Below are 15024 nucleotides of genomic sequence, written 5' to 3'. Positions count from 1 at the left end.
AACGCATGGAAAGTGCCGACCGGATCCGGGCCATCATGAACGCGCTGCGGACGTCCGACAGCGTCTCCGTGGCCGAACTGGCGCTGGCGTACGGCGTCTCGGAGATGACCATCCGGCGCGACCTGGACGAACTCGCCCAGCAGGGGGTGGTGCGGCGCGTCCGCGGCGGCGCCCTGAGCCTGCTGTTGCGTGGCGAGGAGCCGCCGTTCGGCGTACGCGAGCGGGAGGCGCTCGACGCCAAGCGCCGCATCGGCGCCGAGGTCGCCGGGCTGCTGGCCGACGGCGAGGCCGTGCTGCTCGACGGCGGCACGACCGCGCTCGAAGTCGCCCGGGCCGTGCGCGAGCGCCGCCTGACCATCCTGCCGCTGGCACTGCAGGCAGCGCAGGAGCTGGCGGGCGCGCCCCGCATCCGCCTCGTCCTGCCCGGCGGGGAGGTGCGGCACGGAGAGATGAACTTCGTGGGGCCGCTCACAGAAACGTCGATCAAGGCCCTTCGGTTCGACACCGCGGTGATCGGCTGCTGCGGCCTGTCGGCCGAACACGGCCTGACCGCGCACGACCTGCCCGAGGTGGCCATCAAGCAGGCCGCGATCGCCTCGGCCCGCCGCGTCGTCGTCGCGTGCGACTCGGGTAAGTTCACCCGTACGGCGTTCGGCGCCGTCTGCGGACTCGACCGGCTCGACGTGGTCGTGACCGACGAGAACATCCCTCGGGATCAGCACGACGCTCTCACCGCCGCGGGCGTCGCCGTACGCACCGTCCCCGCCTCCGTTCCGGTCGGCTGAGCATCGCCTCCGCTCGGCGGGAACCGGCGTCGCAGCATGCCGACATCCGGAGGCCTACCCGCGCCGCACCCGCATCGGCCCCGCATCGGCCCCGCATCGGCCCCGCATCGGCATCCGGAGACCTACCGCCCCGCCCCGCCCCAGCCCGGCTCGGCCCCGCACCCGCATCGGCCCCCGGTGGGCCGCGGATCGGCCCTCGGTCGGCGCCTGATCGGCGGGTGCGCGAGGCGGGAACCCACCCTCAGCGCCCTCAACCCAGCAGCCCTCCCCTCCCGAGTCCCCTGGAGCCCCGGATCCGGGCCGTCCCTGAGCCTGACGCCTCCCGCGTCGGAGGCGCGAACACCTCCATTGATCGTTCGCACAGCCTGCCCGCACAGCAGGTGCGCCCTGCCGCCCCGAGGAGCACCACATGGCCTTGTCCGCCCCCGCCCGCCCGGCGCTTCTGCGCGCTCGCGTGGCCGTCTACGGACTGTTCCTGCTGTCCGGCATGGCCATGGGCACGTGGACCAGCCGGATCCCCGCCATCAAGGCGGCCCTGCGGCTGAGCGACGGCGCGCTCAGCCTGGGGCTGCTCGGCATCGCGGCCGGCGCCATCACCGGCATGCAGGTCGTCGGCAGGTTGGTGGACCGCTACGGCAGCTACCGGACCATGCTGCCGGTGGCCCTCGCCCAGGGCCTGGTCCTCGTGCTTCCCGCCTACATGCCGAACCTGCCGGCGCTCGCGCTCTCCCTGTTCGTGTTCGGCGCGGTCTGCGGCACGCTCGACGTCGCGATGAACGCCAACGCCGTGGTGGTGGAGCGGGCGTCCGGAAAGTCGATCATGTCGTCCTTTCACGCGGTGTTCAGCGTCGGAGGGTTCGTGGGGGCATCCGCCGGCGGCATGTTCGCCCACGCCGGGGCGAGCCCCGGCGTCACCTTCGCGGCGATGGGCGCGGTGATCCTGCTCATCGCCCTGCTGAGCGCCCGCTGGGCGACGCGCGACGACCCGGCGCGGGAGGCCGCGCAGGCGGGCTCCCCCGAGGCGCGACCCGCACGCCGGCGCGTCGGCGGCACCGTGCTGCTCCTCGGCGTCCTCGCGTTCTGCTGTATGATCGGCGAAGGCGCCGCGGCCGACTGGGGCTCGGTCTACCTTCGCGACAACCTGGGCTCCTCCCCCGGCTTCGCCGCGGCGGCGTACGCCGCATTTTCGATCATGATGACGGCGGGCCGGTTCGCCGGGGACCGCCTCGCCGCCTGGCTGGGGCAGGTCACCCTGGTGCGCTGCTGCGGCCTGCTGGCCGGGGCAGGTCTCGCGGCCGGGATCCTCGCCGACGAGCCGGTCGCCGGGGTCGCCGGATTCGGGCTGTTCGGTGCGGGCCTTTCGTGCATCATCCCGCAGGTGTTCTCGGCCGCCGGGCACCGCGACCCGGCCCAGTCCGGCCGTGCGCTCGCCGCCGTGGCGAGCCTCGGCTACACCGGCTTCCTGGCCGGTCCCGTTCTCATCGGCGGCCTGGCCGAGGCCGTCACCCTTCCGCACGCGCTGCTGGTGCCCGCCGTGCTCGCGCTGTTCGTGGCCCTCACCGCTCCGGCGCTGCGCTCGCCCCGTCCCGCCCTCGCGACAGATCGCCACGCGGAGCCCGCCCGCGACTGAGGCGTGCGCGGCGTCGGCGCGAGAGCGAAGGGTTGGATCGGGTGGAGCCGGGCAGTGGTGGGGCGTGGCCGTCACCAACGATCCCGGGGAACCGGTCCCCGCGCACCGGCGGCTCGCGGCGATGCTCCGCGAGGAGATCGTCCACGGCCGGATCGAGCCCGATCGGCCTCTGCCGCCGGAGGAGTTGCTCGTGCGCGAGCACGGGTTCGCCCCCGAGGACGTACGCCGCGCCGTCGAGGTGCTCAGCGGCGAGGGCCTCGTGTACACGGTGGAGGGACAGGGGGCGTACGTGTCCACCCGGGCCGAGGAGACGGGCGGCGGCTGACCGGTCGGTCGCCGCCCGTCCCCACCGTTACGGCTGTCCGGCCTGCGCGGCCGGGCGGGGCTCACGCCACATGGGGTACATGACCGGGCCGCCGGGCAGCCTGACCAGCTCGGGCATGTCGACGTAGCCGTGGCGGAGGTAGAGCCGCCGGCTCGCCTCGCTGCTCGCCTCCAGGTAGGCCGGGATGCCTTCGGCGTCGAGCCTGCGGTGATGCTCGCGCAGCAGCAGGGTGCCGAGGCCGCGGCCGGTCCTTCCTCGTTCCAGCGCGATGAACGCCAGGTAGTGGTGCGGCTCCTGGGGGTGGAGCTTCTCCGTCACTTCGCCGAAGAGGCGGTAGCGTGCGGCGTTCTCGCCCGCGAACGACGCGATCGCCTCCTGCTCCCCCGGGACCTCGGGAAACGGCGCGGCGAACCAGACCGCCACACCGGCCAGCTCGCCCGACTCGTGGACGCCGTAGACGTCGCCGTGGTCAAGCGCGTGCCCGGCCCACATGGTGAAGAACCGCCGCTGCATCGGCAGCCGGTCGTCGGCCCGGGGAATGAGCCATCGGGTGATCTCGTCGGTGTGGAAGGTTTCGGCGATGAGCCCCCCGGCCGCGGCCGGGTCCGTCATCCGGGTGATCTCGACCGTCACTTGGCACTCCCGTTGACGGCCTGGGCGCCCAGGCCGATGTTGGCGTACACCTCGGGCCTGATCGACTTCAGCACCCGGCCCCAGACGAGGCCGAGGACGATCGCGACGACGAAGATGCCGGGCAGGATCCAGCGGAGGATGGAGTCGGGCTCGACCCCGAGGACCGTGTCGAAGTTGACCAGGGTGAGCCCGATGATCACGCAGAGCGCCAGGATCGCCAGCGCCGGGGCGATGCGGGTGCGCCAGGTCGTCTCCCCCCGCGGGTCACGGGAGAAGAACACGATCACCGAGATCGAGGTGACGGTGAGCAGGGTCAGCAGCCCGAGACCCCCGAACGTGCCGAAGATGAAGAACATCTTGGTGACCGGGTCGAGGCCGGAGAACGCGTACACGGCGATCACGATCAGTCCGAGCACCGTCTGCAGCAGCGACCCGGAGATCGGGGCGGCGGTGCGGGCCGAGGTGCGGCCGAAGATCGAGGGCAGGACGTTCTCCCGGCCCAGGGCGAAGATGTAGCGGGCCGTGGTGTTGTGGAAGGCGATCATGCAGGCGATGCTGCTGGTCACGAACAGCACCGAGCCGATCGTCGAGACGGCGGTGCCCAGGTGGAGGGCGGCCTGGTTGAAGATGAGCTCGGTCCCCTGGTCCGAGGCGGCCTTGACGATCCCGCCCGGCCCGGTCGGCACCGTCTGCGCCCAGGCGGAGAACGCGTACAGCACGGCGATGATCGCGATGCCCAGGTAGGTGGCGATCGGCACGGTCCGGTGGCGGTCCTTGGACTCCTCGGCGAAGACCACCGACGACTCGATGCCGGCGAACCCCGCGACGACGGTGGCGAGCGCGGCGCCCACACCGGGCACGAACAGGGCGCCGGGGGTGAAGCCCTCGAAACTGATGCCTTCCGGCGCGACATGGGTCAGGTCGCCGAGGTCGAACAGCAACACGATGGCGATCTCACTGACGAGCAGGACGGACAGGATCTTTCCGTTGACGTCCACCCGCAGCAGGCCGAGCACGCCGGTCAGCGCCCACGCCACGAGCGCGATCACCCACCACGGGGGCGAGGCGCCGAACCAGTCCACCAGCAGCGGCTCGGCCGCCGACCCGATGATTCCGTAGAGGCCGAGTTGCAGCGCGTTGTACGCCAGCAGCGCCACCCAGGCGGTCGCGACTCCCTGGGTCCGGCCGAGCCCCTGGGCGGCGTAGGCATAAAAGGCGCCCGCGTTCACCACGTGCCTGGCCATCGTCACGTATCCGACGGCGAAGAGCGCGAAAACAGCGCCCAGCATCAGGAATGCGAACGGGACACCGATGACGCCCGTCACCGTGTACGCGGTGGGGACCGAACCCGCGACGACCATCAGCGGCGCCGCCGCGGAGATGACGAAGAACACGATGGACGGCACGCCGAGCCGGTCCTCGGCCAGTGCGGCGGTGACGGCGCTGGGCCGTTGCTGTGTGAGGGACACCTAGGAACTCCGTGGTGAGGGGGGTTGGAGGTCAGCGGCGGCTGATGACGGCCTTGCCGACGGCGACCTTGGTCTGGGCGATGAGCCTCCGCAGAGCCATGGGGAGCATGGCGGTCGCGGCGGCCACGAACCGGGGATCGTGCTCGGACAGGACCCGCTGGGCGCAGCCGGCCGCGTCCAGGAGCCCCAGGAGGACACAGTCCCGCTCCACCGGCGGCTTGCGCCTCTGGATGGTGAGGTTCAGGCGGGCGAGCGGCCACGCCGCCGTGTTCATGTCCGCGGGAGCCGGAGGCTGCTGCTTCAGCAAGTGCCTTACCGGCGGCTTGAGCAGCTTCGCGGCGATCATCCTGGCGGCGACGTCGGCGTAGATCGTCCGGGCGAAGAAGAGGAGCCACGTGCCGACCGGGTGATGCGGTTCGGCGATGACGTGCCCGAGCACCGCACGGGTGAGCGGTTCATCGGCGGCCTCCCGGGCCGTGGCGTAGAGGCGTTCCGGGCTCGCCGCGAAGTCGAGCGCCACACGCTCGGCGAGCATCAGTTCACCGAGGACCCCGCCGGCCAGCGCCAGCCCCGTGAGCCGGGAATGAAGCAACGGATGCCCCGTCACATTGTCGTGCAGGACAAAGTACAGGTCATCGACAAGGGACGGGCTCGAAAGATCGCTTTCAGCCACGGTCGGCGATGATATAGGCGAAATGTTCCACCTGTCATCGCGCAAATTTACGTTCTGGCGATCTGCGCGCGAATAGGAGAATTGTGCCAACCGGAACGGACTTTTCGGCTAATGCAATTACGGTCCACCTCGAATAGGGTCACGACGGGCGATGAAAGTCGGCGGGAGGCCCCCACGGCGAACGCCGACGATCGGGCCGGGAGTACGACGGCGGCCCCTCTCCCGCGACGAGCGCGCCGGGCCTCTCATCGGAGCAGGGCGTTGGCCAGGATCGTGAGCAGGATCGACGCGACGATCGAGATGATGATCATCAGGAGGCAGCCGGCCGCTCCCCCGAGTGGCCGAATCTTGATGTTTCCGGGCATGACGTCCTCCCCCGTTGCCGCTCCCTGTGCACCTACCCCCAGAGCACCTGTCCTGTTCGTCTGTCCCAGAGCACCTCCCCTCAGAGCGTCTCCACCCCGTACACCTTCACCCTGCTCACCTACACCCAGGGCGCCTGCCCCTGGCCATCCCGCCGAACCGAGCCCGGTTTGTCCGTTTTTCCATCGGGCATCGACGGCCTATGACCATCCAGGACGACAGGGGCGCGGCGGCCCTGGCCCGCGCCCATGGGCTCTTCAACATCGCGGGCGGGCTGTGGCCGCTGCTGCACATGCCGAGCTTCGAGAAGGTGTTCGGCGCGAAGACCGACCGGTGGCTGGAGCGCACCGTCGCCGGTCTGCTCGTGGGGATCGGATGGACGCAGATCCGGGCCGCGTCCACTCCCGGCGGCGCCGACCACGCGCGCCGTCTCGGCATGGCCACGGCGGCGACGCTGCTCGCCGTCGACCTGGCCTACGTGCCCACTGGCCGAATCCGGCCCACCTATCTGCTCGACGCGGGCGCCGAGGCCATGTGGTTGCGCGCCTGGCGGGCCCGCGCCGTACGGCCTGAGCCTGCGTCCACCCGGGCCGGCGCGGCGTTCGCCGCGGCGGCGGCACTGACCGCCGGATGCGTCACGGGCGGTGTGCTGGCCGCGCGGCTGCTGCGGCGGCGACAGGAGGAACCGAGCGAGTCCGAGCTCACCCGGGCCCGATACATGCGTCACCCCGCGGCGCGGTGAACGCAGGTTACGGGCCGCGGCGGCGGGTAGAGCGAACGGCAGTTCGACAATGGAGGAGTCATGGACCGAGGACCTGTGGAGAAGGACCCCGAGGAGTGGGCGACCGGGGACGAGCCGATGACCGCGCCGCAGGAGTCCTACCTGCGCACGCTGGCGAGGGAGGCCGGGCGGGACGTTCCGGAAGGGCTCAGCAAGGCCGAGGCCTCCAAGCTGATCGACGAGCTGCAGGACCAGAGCCGCCGCCTGAACGAGAACAGGTGAAAACGGGTGAAGAAACCCAGGGCCGCCCGGGCAAGACCTCGGGCGGCCTTATGACATCGGCCTGTGAGATCGGCCTGTGAGATCGGCCTGTGAGATCGGCCTGTGAGATCGGCCTGTGAGATCGGCTTACGACCGTCGACCCGGCTCCGTCGCACCGGCACAGTCGCGGCAGGGCGTCGGCCCGGGACGTCGGCCGGCACCCTCGTCGGGCACCCTCATCCGGCGCCCTCTCATCCGGGCAGCGTCTCGCCGCCGATCGGGGCGAGGACCTCGCCCGTGTAGTAAGACGACAGCCGGTTGGCGGCGAAGAACACATACGAGGGAGCGATCTCGTCCGGGTCGGCCGGCCGGCCCATCGGCGCCTGCCGGCCGAACTTCTCCACCTTCTCCGCGGGGAACGTCGACGGGATGAGCGGCGTCCAGACCGGGCCCGGGGCCACGGCGTTGATCCTTATCCCCCGCTCGACCAGCACCTGCGCCATGGAGTAGGTGAACGCGTTGATCGCGCCCTTGGTGGCGGAGTAGTCGATCAGGGTCTTGTTGCCGCGCAGCCCGTTGATCGACGAGGTGTTGACGATCGAGCCGCCCTCGGCCATGTGCCGCAGCGCGGCCTTGGTCACCCGGAAGTAGCTGTGGATGTTGACCGCGAAGGTGCGCTCCCACTGCTCGTCCGGCAGCTCTTCCAGTGACTGCACCGGCGACTGCGTGGCCACGTTGTTCACGAGCACGTCGATCCCGCCGAGCTCGCGGACCGTGCGTTCCACGACCTCCTCGCAGTGGCGGGGATCGGCGAGGTCGCCCGGGATGACCACACAGCGGCGGCCCTCCTGCTCCACCAGCTTCCTGGTGTGCTCGGCGTCGTCGTGCTCGGTCAGGTACGCGATCGCGACGTCGGCCCCCTCCTTGGCGAACGCCACGGCCACGGCCCGTCCGATGCCGGAGTCGCCGCCGGTGACGAGTGCGCGCTTGCCCGCCAGCAGGTCGCGTCCGGTGTAGTCGCGCATCTCGTCCCTGGGCTCGGGCGTCATCTCGCCGGTCCGGCCGGGGTACGGCTGCGTCTGCGGTGGCGGTGTGGAGTTCGGCTGCTCAGACATGCACGTCGGTTACCCCTGCCCGTCCAGGGCAAACGGCCGGCGCACCGCGCGGCGGCGGTTCCCTGACGGATACACACTGTTACCTATCCATCACGCTTTAACATCTCTAGACAGGACATCGGGTATGACGTTGCCATGACACCCCCGGCGCGGATCGCTCCGCTCGACGTGGTCTGGAGAACGTGCGACGCCGTGCCCGAGTGCCTCGGCGTCGCCCACGAGCCGTACGGCAGGTGCCTGGCGCACCTCTCGCCGGGCGAGGCGGGCAGGTTCCTGCGAGCCCTGACGCCCGGCCAGGCCCTCGATCTGCGCGGCACCCTCCTGTCGGAGGATTTGCTCGCTCGGGTCCTCGACGGGGTGGAGCGCCGGGCCGGCAGGGCGAGGTTCGACCGCGCGGTCTTCACCGGCCCGGCCCGCTTCGGCGAGGTCGTCTTCGCCGGTGACGCGACCTTCGACAATGCCAGGTTCGACCGCCTCGCCTCGTTCTACGGCGCCCGATTCCTCCGCAACGCCTCCTTCCGCGAGGCCCGGTTCCACCGCGAGTTCTCCCTGCACGACGCACGGGTGTGCGGCCATGCGGCGTTCGACCACATCACGGTGCGCGGCGACGCCCTCTTCGGCGCGGCGCGGTTCGGTGCCCCGTCGGCCGCGGCCCCGGGGACCGCCTCGCTCCAGAAGGCGTTTCAGAAGGCGTCGTTCCAGAGAGCGTCGTTCCAGAAAGCGCAGTTCCACGGATTCGCCGTGTTCGACGCGGCCGTCTTCCACGGGGACGCCGGCTTCCGCGGCGCCCGGTTCCACCGGGCCGTCTCCTTCCGCGGCTCGGACTGCGGGGCGAGCGCCGAGTTCCAGGGCGCCCGCTTCGAGGGGGCGGCCTACCTCGGCCCGATGCGGATCGTGCGGCGCCTGTCACTCGCGGGCGTACGGGCCTGCGCGCCGCTGCACATCGACACCGGCGGGTGCCGTGTGGTGCTTCGCGCGGCGGCCGTCCTGGGGCGGCTCGCCGCACGGCTGTCCGACGCCGAGGTCGACCTGCGCGACGCCACGCTCGCCGGGCTGTCCGCCGTCACCCGGCGCTCCGGCCGGCTGCGCGTGACCTCGCTCGACGGCCTCGACGCGGACGCGCTCACGCTGACCGGGGCGGACCTGCGGGCGTGCGGCCTCGGCGGGCTGCGCCGCCCCGAGGGCCTGAGCCTGCGGGAGTGCGTGTTCGCCGCCCCTCCGGGCGGGCTCGGGCTGCGCCTGGGGTGGCCGCCCGTACGGTGGTGGAGCCGCCGCAGGGTCATCGCCGACGAGCACCTGTGGCGGGGGTGGGCGGCGCAGAGCGCGGACGAGCCCGCCACAGGTCCGGCCGGCGAGCGCACGCCCGACCCGGCGCGCCTGGCGGTTCTGTACGAGCGGCTGCGGCCGGGCGTCGACGACGCGCGCGTCGCGGCCGACTTCGCGTTCGGCGCCATGGAGATGCGGCGGCTGGGCAGCCCGCGCGGCCGGATGAGACTGCTGCTGTCCCTCTACTGGCTCGCCTGCGGGTACGGCCTGCGCGCGGGGCGGGCCCTCGGATGGCTCGCGCTGGTGACGGCCGTCGTCGCGGGCGCGGCGTGCTGGGCCGCCGGGGCGCGCCCGCCGGGCAAGCCCGCCGTCCAGCGTGCCCGGGTCGCGGTCGTACGGCCCGTGGCGTCCTTCTCCCACCCGGCGCACGGACTCGGAGGCTGAGGACGGGGAGCATCGAAGACTTCGATGCTGAGGACCACAAGCGTTCACGATTGTTACGGCCGTTACCTCCTGTCGCCAGCATAAGCTCAATCGTTCGCAAAACAGGAGGTTCCATGACAAAGCGCCTATATGTGGCCATAGTCGGCGCGCTGGTCGTGTCGGCGCTCGCCGGCGGCTGCGGGCGTTCGTCGTCGGGGACCGCCGCGGGCGACAACGCGGCGGCGACGACGGGCAAGACCGCGAAGGACCTGGTTCCCGAGGACGTGCGCAAGACGGGCACGCTGCGGGTCGCCACGTCGGAGGGCTACCCGCCGATGGAGATGTACAAGAAGGGCACCCAGGAGCTCACCGGTGTCGACCCCGACCTCGGCGCCGCCATCGCGGCCAAGCTCGGGCTGAAGTTCTCCATCACCAACGCGGCCTTCGACGGGCTCATCCCCGGCCTCCAGGGCGGGCGCTGGGACATCGTGATGTCCTCGATGAGCGACACCGAGGAGCGGCGCGCGGCGGTCGACTTCGTCGACTACTTCAACGCCGGCGGCGCCATCATGGTGAAGAAGGGCAACCCGGACGGCATCAAGAACCTCGATGACCTGTGCGGACGCACGGTGGTGCTGGCCAAGGGCAGCTCCAACCTCGCCATCGGCGAGAAGCAGAACGACAAGTGCGCCACGAAGATGAAGATCATGCAGAGCGAGGACGCGCCCACCGGCCTGCTCTCGATCGACTCCGGGCGCGCGGTGGCCACGATCGTGGACTACCCCGTCGCCGTCATGTACGCCAAGGACACCGGCAAGTACGACGTGCTGCCCGAGCAGTACGAGGCCGGCCCGTGGGGCATCGCGATCGACAAGCGCAAGACGGCGCTGCGCGACGCGGTCGCCAAGGCGATGGAGGAGCTCCAGGCCGACGGCGGCTACACGTCCGTGCTGGACGAGTACGGCGTGACGGCCAACGCCGTCGACGGCGTGCTGGTCAACACCCAGCCGTGGAAGTGACGCCGGAAAGGACGGCCGGCGTCGAGCTGCCGATCGAGGCCGTGCGTCCCGTGCGGCCCGGCCGGTGGCTGGGCGCGGCCGTCGCCCTCCTCTTCCTCGTCTGGCTGGCCTACACGATCATCGTCAACGAGAACCTGCACTGGGACGTCATCGTCGCCTACCTGGCCGACGGCAGGATCCTCGGCGGTCTGTGGGTCACGATCCAGCTCACCGTGCTGTCCATGGCCATCGGCCTGGCCCTGGGCGTGCTCGCCGCCGTCATGCAGCTGTCGGACAACCCCGTGCTGCGCGGCACCTCCGCCCTCTACACGTGGTTCTTCCGCGGCACGCCGCTGCTGGTGCAGCTCATCTTCTGGTTCAACATCGGGCTGGTCTTCCCCACCTTCGCGATCGGCGTGCCGTTCGGCGGGCCCAAGCTGATCGAGTGGCAGGCGAACGCGGTCATCACGCCGTTCACCGCCGCGCTGCTCGGCCTGGCCATCAACGAGGGCGCGTACATGGCGGAGATCGTCCGCGCGGGCATCCGCTCGGTCGACCCGGGCCAGCGGGAGGCGGCCGAGTCGCTCGGCATGTCGCACCGGCAGGTGCTGCGCCGGGTGGTGCTGCCGCAGGCCATGCGCGTGATCATTCCGCCGACCGGCAACCAGTTCATCTCGATGCTGAAGACCACCTCGATGGTCTCCGTGATCGCCGGGGCCGAGCTGCTCACCGTCGCGCAGCGCATCTACCTCGGCAACTTCGAGGTCATCGCGATGCTCGTGGTCGCCTCGATCTGGTATCTCGTCCTCACCACGATCGCCAGCGTCGGCCAGCACTTCGTCGAGAAGCGGTTCGAACGCGGCCATGTGCGGCTGTCCTCCCGGGTGCGCCGCAACCTGTCGCCGCTGCCGTCCAAGGAGCCGCTGCCGTCCAAGGCCCCCCTGTCACCCGAGGAGCCGTCGTGAGCACCCCTGACCAGCCGATGGTGCGCATTCGCTCCGTCCGCAAGCGCTTCGGGTCGCTCGAGGTGCTCAAAGGCATCGACCTCGACGTCCCCGCCGGAGAGGTGGTGTGCGTCGTGGGCCCGTCGGGGTCGGGCAAGTCGACGCTGCTGCGCTGCGTCAACCGCCTGGAGAGCATCGACTCGGGGCGGATCTGGGTGAACGGCGAGCTGATGGGCTACGCCGAGCGCGACGGCCGGCTGCACGCGCTGCGCCCTCACGAGCTGTCCCGGCAGCGGCGCGGCATCGGCATGGTGTTTCAGCGCTTCCACCTGTTCCCGCACCGCACCGCGATCGAGAACGTGATGGAGGGGCCGGTCACCGTGCTCGGCACGTCCGCCGCCCAGGCCAGGCGGCAGGCGCAGGAGCTGCTCGATCGGGTCGGCCTGGCCGACCGGGGGCACCACTACCCGGCCCAGCTGTCCGGCGGCCAGCAGCAGCGGGTGGCCATCGCCCGCAGCCTGGCCATGCGGCCCAGCCTGATGCTGTTCGACGAGCCGACCAGCGCGCTCGACCCCGAGCTCGTGCAGGAGGTGCTGGCCGTCATGCGGGACCTCGCGGCGACCGGCATGACCATGATGGTCGTCACCCACGAGATGAACTTCGCCCGGGAGGTCGGCGACCAGCTCGTGTTCATGGACGACGGCGTCATCGTCGAGCGCGGCGACCCGCGCGAGGTGCTCGCCGCGCCCCGCCACGAGCGGCTGCGCGCCTTCCTCGGGCAGGTCCAGTGAGCGGTCTCGATCTGCCCAGCGGTTTCGACCTGCTGATCCGGGGCGGCCTGCTGGTGGACGGCACCGGCCGCCCTGGCAGGCCCGCCGACGTCGGGGTCGCCGCCGGGCGGCTGACCGTGCTGCCTCCGGGTGAGGCGCCGCGTACGGGCGCGGCCGAGGTGATCGAAGCGCGCGGACGCGTGGTCGCCCCCGGATTCGTCGACGTGCACACGCACTCCGACGGCGTCACGCTGCTCGGCGCGTCCGGCGGCGGCTCGACGCTGGTGCGGGCGTCGGTGCTGCAGGGCGTGACCACCGAGATCTGCGGCAACTGCGGGTCCAGCCTCTTCCCCGCGCTGCCGGAGCGGTTGCCCGCCATGCGGGCCGAGACGCGGATCACCTTCGGCGGCGACGTCGGCGCGTACGCCGACTTCGCGGGCTTCGCCGCCGCGCACGCCGGAGTGCCCCGGGCCAACCACCTGGCCTCACTCGTCGGCCACGGCACGCTCCGGGCGGGCGTGCTCGGGCCCGTCGACCGGCCCGCCCGGCCCGACGAGCTGCGCACGATGTGCGCGCTGCTCGACGCCTCCCTGGCGCAGGGCGCGGCCGGGCTGTCCACCGGCCTGATCTACACCCCGGGCTCGTACGCGGGCACCGACGAGGTGGTGGCGTTGGCGGCTGTGGCCGCCCGGCACGGCAAGCCGTACGTCACCCACCTGCGGGACGAGATGTCGCGCGTCGAGGAGGCGCTGGAGGAGGCGATCGAGATCTCCCGGCGCAGCGGCGCGGCGCTGCACGTCTCGCATCACAAGACCGCGGGCCGCTACGCCTGGGGCCGCACCGAGCGCACGCTGCCGCGCATCGCCGCGCTGCGCGCCGAGGGCATGGACGTCACCTGCGACGTCTACCCCTACACGGCGGGCAGCACGGTGCTGGCGGCCATGCTGCCGCCCTGGGCGAACGACGGCGGCCTGGCGGCGCTGACCGCTCGGCTCGGCGACCCCGCGCAGCGCGACCGGATGCGCCGCTCCATCGCGGAGGGCGTGCCCGGCTGGGAGAACACGGTCGGCAACGGTGGCTGGGACCGGATCTCGGTCGCGTGCGCGCCCCGCCACCCGCAGACCGAGGGCAGGACCATCGCCGAACTCGCGGCCTCGGCGGGCGCCGACCCCCTCGACGTGGCCGCCGATCTGCTGGTGGCCGAGGCCGGCGAGGTGACGATCATCAGTCACTCGATGGTCGAGGAGGACGTGCGGCGGGTGCTGGCCGCGCCGTACGCGATGATCGGCTCCGACGGCGTGCCGAAGCCGGGCGGGCGTCCGCATCCGCGCTGGGCCGGGACGTTCCCGCGGGTGCTCGGCCGATACGTCCGGGAGCTGGGGCTGCTGCGGCTGGAGGAGGCGGTGCACAAGATGACCGGGATGGCCGCGGCGCGCTTCGGGCTGACCGGGCGCGGCGTGATCCGCGACGGCGCGCACGCCGACCTGGTGGTCTTCGACCCCGCGACGGTGGCCGACCGGGCGACGTTCACCGAGCCGCTGCTGCCGCCCGCCGGGATCGGCGCGGTCGTCGCGGGCGGTGTGGTCGTGGTGCGCGACGGCGAGGAGACCGGCGCCCGGCCGGGAAAGGTGCTGGCCCTGTGAGAGAGACGACGTGATGAACGGAGAGGTCACCGGCGTAGGCGGGACGGACTCTCGCGCGACGGACTCCCGCGCGCTGGAGGAGGTGGCGGCCGCCTGCCCGGGCACGCTGGCCGTCTGCGTTCCCGGGCTGCTCGGCTTGAACGAGGACGTGGTGCTGCCGCTCGCCAGCACCGGCAAGGTGCTGCTGCTCGCGGCGCTCGCGCAGGACGTGGCGGCGGGCGTCGTGGACCCGGACGAGCGCGTGACGCTGCTCGACGAGGACTACGCGGGCGGGTCGGGCCTGCTGACCGGCCTGTCGGCCCGCGATTGGACGACCGGCGACCTCGCGCTGTTCACCGCCGCCGTCAGCGACAACACCGCGACCAACGCGCTGCTGCGGCGGCTCGGGCTCGGGCGGGTGGACGCGGCCGCCGCCGCGCTCGGGCTGACCAGGACCCGGATCCACGACAAGATCCGCGAGCCCCGGCTCCCCGAGCACCCGCCCTCCTTCGCCACCGGGACGGCGCGCGAGCTGGCGGGCCTCATGCGGTCGCTGACGTACGGCCGCGAGCCGTGGCAGCGGCTGCTGCTCGGCTGGATGGCGCACAACACCGACCGCGCGCTGGTGCCCGCGCTGCTCCCGCACGAGCCGGAGGACCGCGACCCGCCGGCGGTCCTGCCGTACGCCGCGGGGGTCTGGGTGGCGAACAAGACCGGCACGGACGCCGGGACGCGGGCCGACGTGGGCGTCATGGTAGGGGCGCGGTGGGAGGGCTACGCCGTGCTCGCGCACGGACCCGCGGGCCGCGAGCACGGCCTGGTCGAGGCGATCCGCCAGGCGGGCCTCGCCATAGCGGACACCGTCCTCCGGCCCGGGTGACGCTGCCGCCGCTGTGTGACCCAGGCCACATGGAAGTTCCTGTCAGCAATCGAGGCGCTGCTCCGCTCAATTCCCCGGAAGCAGGCGAACCGACAGGAGCATCACATGAAGCACCGCATCGTCGTCCTCGGCGCCGGTTATGCCGG

The 15024-nt window shown here is 72.0% G+C and carries 15 protein-coding genes; 11 read left to right on the top strand and 4 right to left on the bottom strand.

Annotation, left to right across the window (positions count from 1 at the left end):
• Positions 1–5: 5 nt before the first annotated feature.
• From BXA11_RS09740 to BXA11_RS09730, 3 genes are all read left to right on the top strand, one after another.
• Entirely contained in the window at positions 6–785 is a 780-nt protein-coding gene (locus BXA11_RS09740; RefSeq protein ID WP_076434202.1) for a DeoR/GlpR family DNA-binding transcription regulator, read from the top strand.
• A 409-nt stretch (positions 786–1194) separates the two neighbouring features.
• The gene (locus tag BXA11_RS09735; RefSeq protein WP_076434201.1) at positions 1195–2415 is read left to right on the top strand and encodes an MFS transporter; all 1221 of its coding nucleotides are present in this window, start codon (positions 1195–1197) and stop codon (positions 2413–2415) included.
• Positions 2416–2479: 64 nt separating this feature from the next.
• The gene (locus BXA11_RS09730) at positions 2480–2740 is read left to right on the top strand and encodes a GntR family transcriptional regulator (protein WP_030508081.1); all 261 of its coding nucleotides are present in this window, start codon (positions 2480–2482) and stop codon (positions 2738–2740) included.
• Between the two features lie 27 nt (positions 2741–2767).
• Here the strand turns inward: BXA11_RS09730 and BXA11_RS09725 are convergent, their stop codons facing one another.
• The 3 genes from BXA11_RS09725 to BXA11_RS09715 are packed head-to-tail and all read right to left on the bottom strand — an operon-like array spanning position 2768 to position 5515.
• Positions 2768–3373: a GNAT family N-acetyltransferase gene (locus BXA11_RS09725; protein ID WP_083744102.1), complete on the bottom strand. Its 606-nt coding sequence runs from the start codon at positions 3371–3373 to the stop codon at positions 2768–2770.
• Positions 3370–4842: an APC family permease gene (locus BXA11_RS09720; protein ID WP_076434200.1), complete on the bottom strand. Its 1473-nt coding sequence runs from the start codon at positions 4840–4842 to the stop codon at positions 3370–3372. The genes BXA11_RS09725 and BXA11_RS09720 overlap by 4 nt, the downstream gene beginning before the upstream one ends.
• A gap of 31 nt (positions 4843–4873) precedes the next feature.
• Positions 4874–5515: a GOLPH3/VPS74 family protein gene (locus BXA11_RS09715; protein WP_076434199.1), complete on the bottom strand. Its 642-nt coding sequence runs from the start codon at positions 5513–5515 to the stop codon at positions 4874–4876.
• Between the two features lie 565 nt (positions 5516–6080).
• On the opposite strand from BXA11_RS09715, the gene BXA11_RS09710 reads away from it, so the two are divergent.
• Entirely contained in the window at positions 6081–6620 is a 540-nt protein-coding gene (locus BXA11_RS09710; RefSeq protein ID WP_204053924.1) for a hypothetical protein, read from the top strand.
• Between the two features lie 60 nt (positions 6621–6680).
• Positions 6681–6881: a DUF3072 domain-containing protein gene (locus tag BXA11_RS09705; RefSeq protein WP_030508076.1), complete on the top strand. Its 201-nt coding sequence runs from the start codon at positions 6681–6683 to the stop codon at positions 6879–6881.
• Positions 6882–7111: 230 nt separating this feature from the next.
• On the opposite strand, the gene BXA11_RS09700 is transcribed toward BXA11_RS09705, so the two are convergent.
• Positions 7112–7975 (bottom strand): SDR family oxidoreductase, encoded by an 864-nt coding sequence (locus BXA11_RS09700; RefSeq protein ID WP_076434198.1) that lies wholly within the window; start codon positions 7973–7975, stop codon positions 7112–7114.
• A gap of 135 nt (positions 7976–8110) precedes the next feature.
• On the opposite strand from BXA11_RS09700, the gene BXA11_RS09695 reads away from it, so the two are divergent.
• The 6 genes from BXA11_RS09695 to BXA11_RS09670 all read left to right on the top strand — a co-directional run bounded on the left by BXA11_RS09695 (position 8111) and on the right by BXA11_RS09670 (position 14878).
• Complete coding sequence (locus BXA11_RS09695) at positions 8111–9685, top strand: pentapeptide repeat-containing protein (RefSeq protein ID WP_076434197.1); 1575 nt, start codon at positions 8111–8113, stop codon at positions 9683–9685.
• Positions 9686–9798: 113 nt separating this feature from the next.
• The gene (locus tag BXA11_RS09690) at positions 9799–10683 is read left to right on the top strand and encodes an ABC transporter substrate-binding protein (protein ID WP_076434196.1); all 885 of its coding nucleotides are present in this window, start codon (positions 9799–9801) and stop codon (positions 10681–10683) included.
• On the top strand, positions 10674–11627 hold the full coding sequence (locus tag BXA11_RS09685) for an amino acid ABC transporter permease (RefSeq protein WP_083744100.1): 954 nt from the start codon (positions 10674–10676) through the stop codon (positions 11625–11627). The genes BXA11_RS09690 and BXA11_RS09685 overlap by 10 nt, the downstream gene beginning before the upstream one ends.
• Positions 11628–11644: 17 nt before the next feature.
• Complete coding sequence (locus BXA11_RS09680; protein ID WP_076434325.1) at positions 11645–12397, top strand: amino acid ABC transporter ATP-binding protein; 753 nt, start codon at positions 11645–11647, stop codon at positions 12395–12397.
• A complete protein-coding gene (locus BXA11_RS09675; protein WP_239105199.1) occupies positions 12394–14019 on the top strand; it encodes an N-acyl-D-amino-acid deacylase family protein in 1626 nt (541 codons plus the stop codon). Before BXA11_RS09680 ends, BXA11_RS09675 begins: the two co-directional genes overlap by 4 nt.
• A 13-nt stretch (positions 14020–14032) precedes the next feature.
• A complete protein-coding gene (locus BXA11_RS09670; RefSeq protein ID WP_143734169.1) occupies positions 14033–14878 on the top strand; it encodes a serine hydrolase in 846 nt (281 codons plus the stop codon).
• Positions 14879–15024: the final 146 nt, after the last annotated feature.

It is taken from the genome of Microbispora rosea (assembly GCF_900156315.1).
GTDB classification, from domain to species: Bacteria; Actinomycetota; Actinomycetes; order Streptosporangiales; family Streptosporangiaceae; genus Microbispora; species Microbispora rosea.
This window is presented reverse-complemented; position numbering and strand designations above follow the sequence as displayed.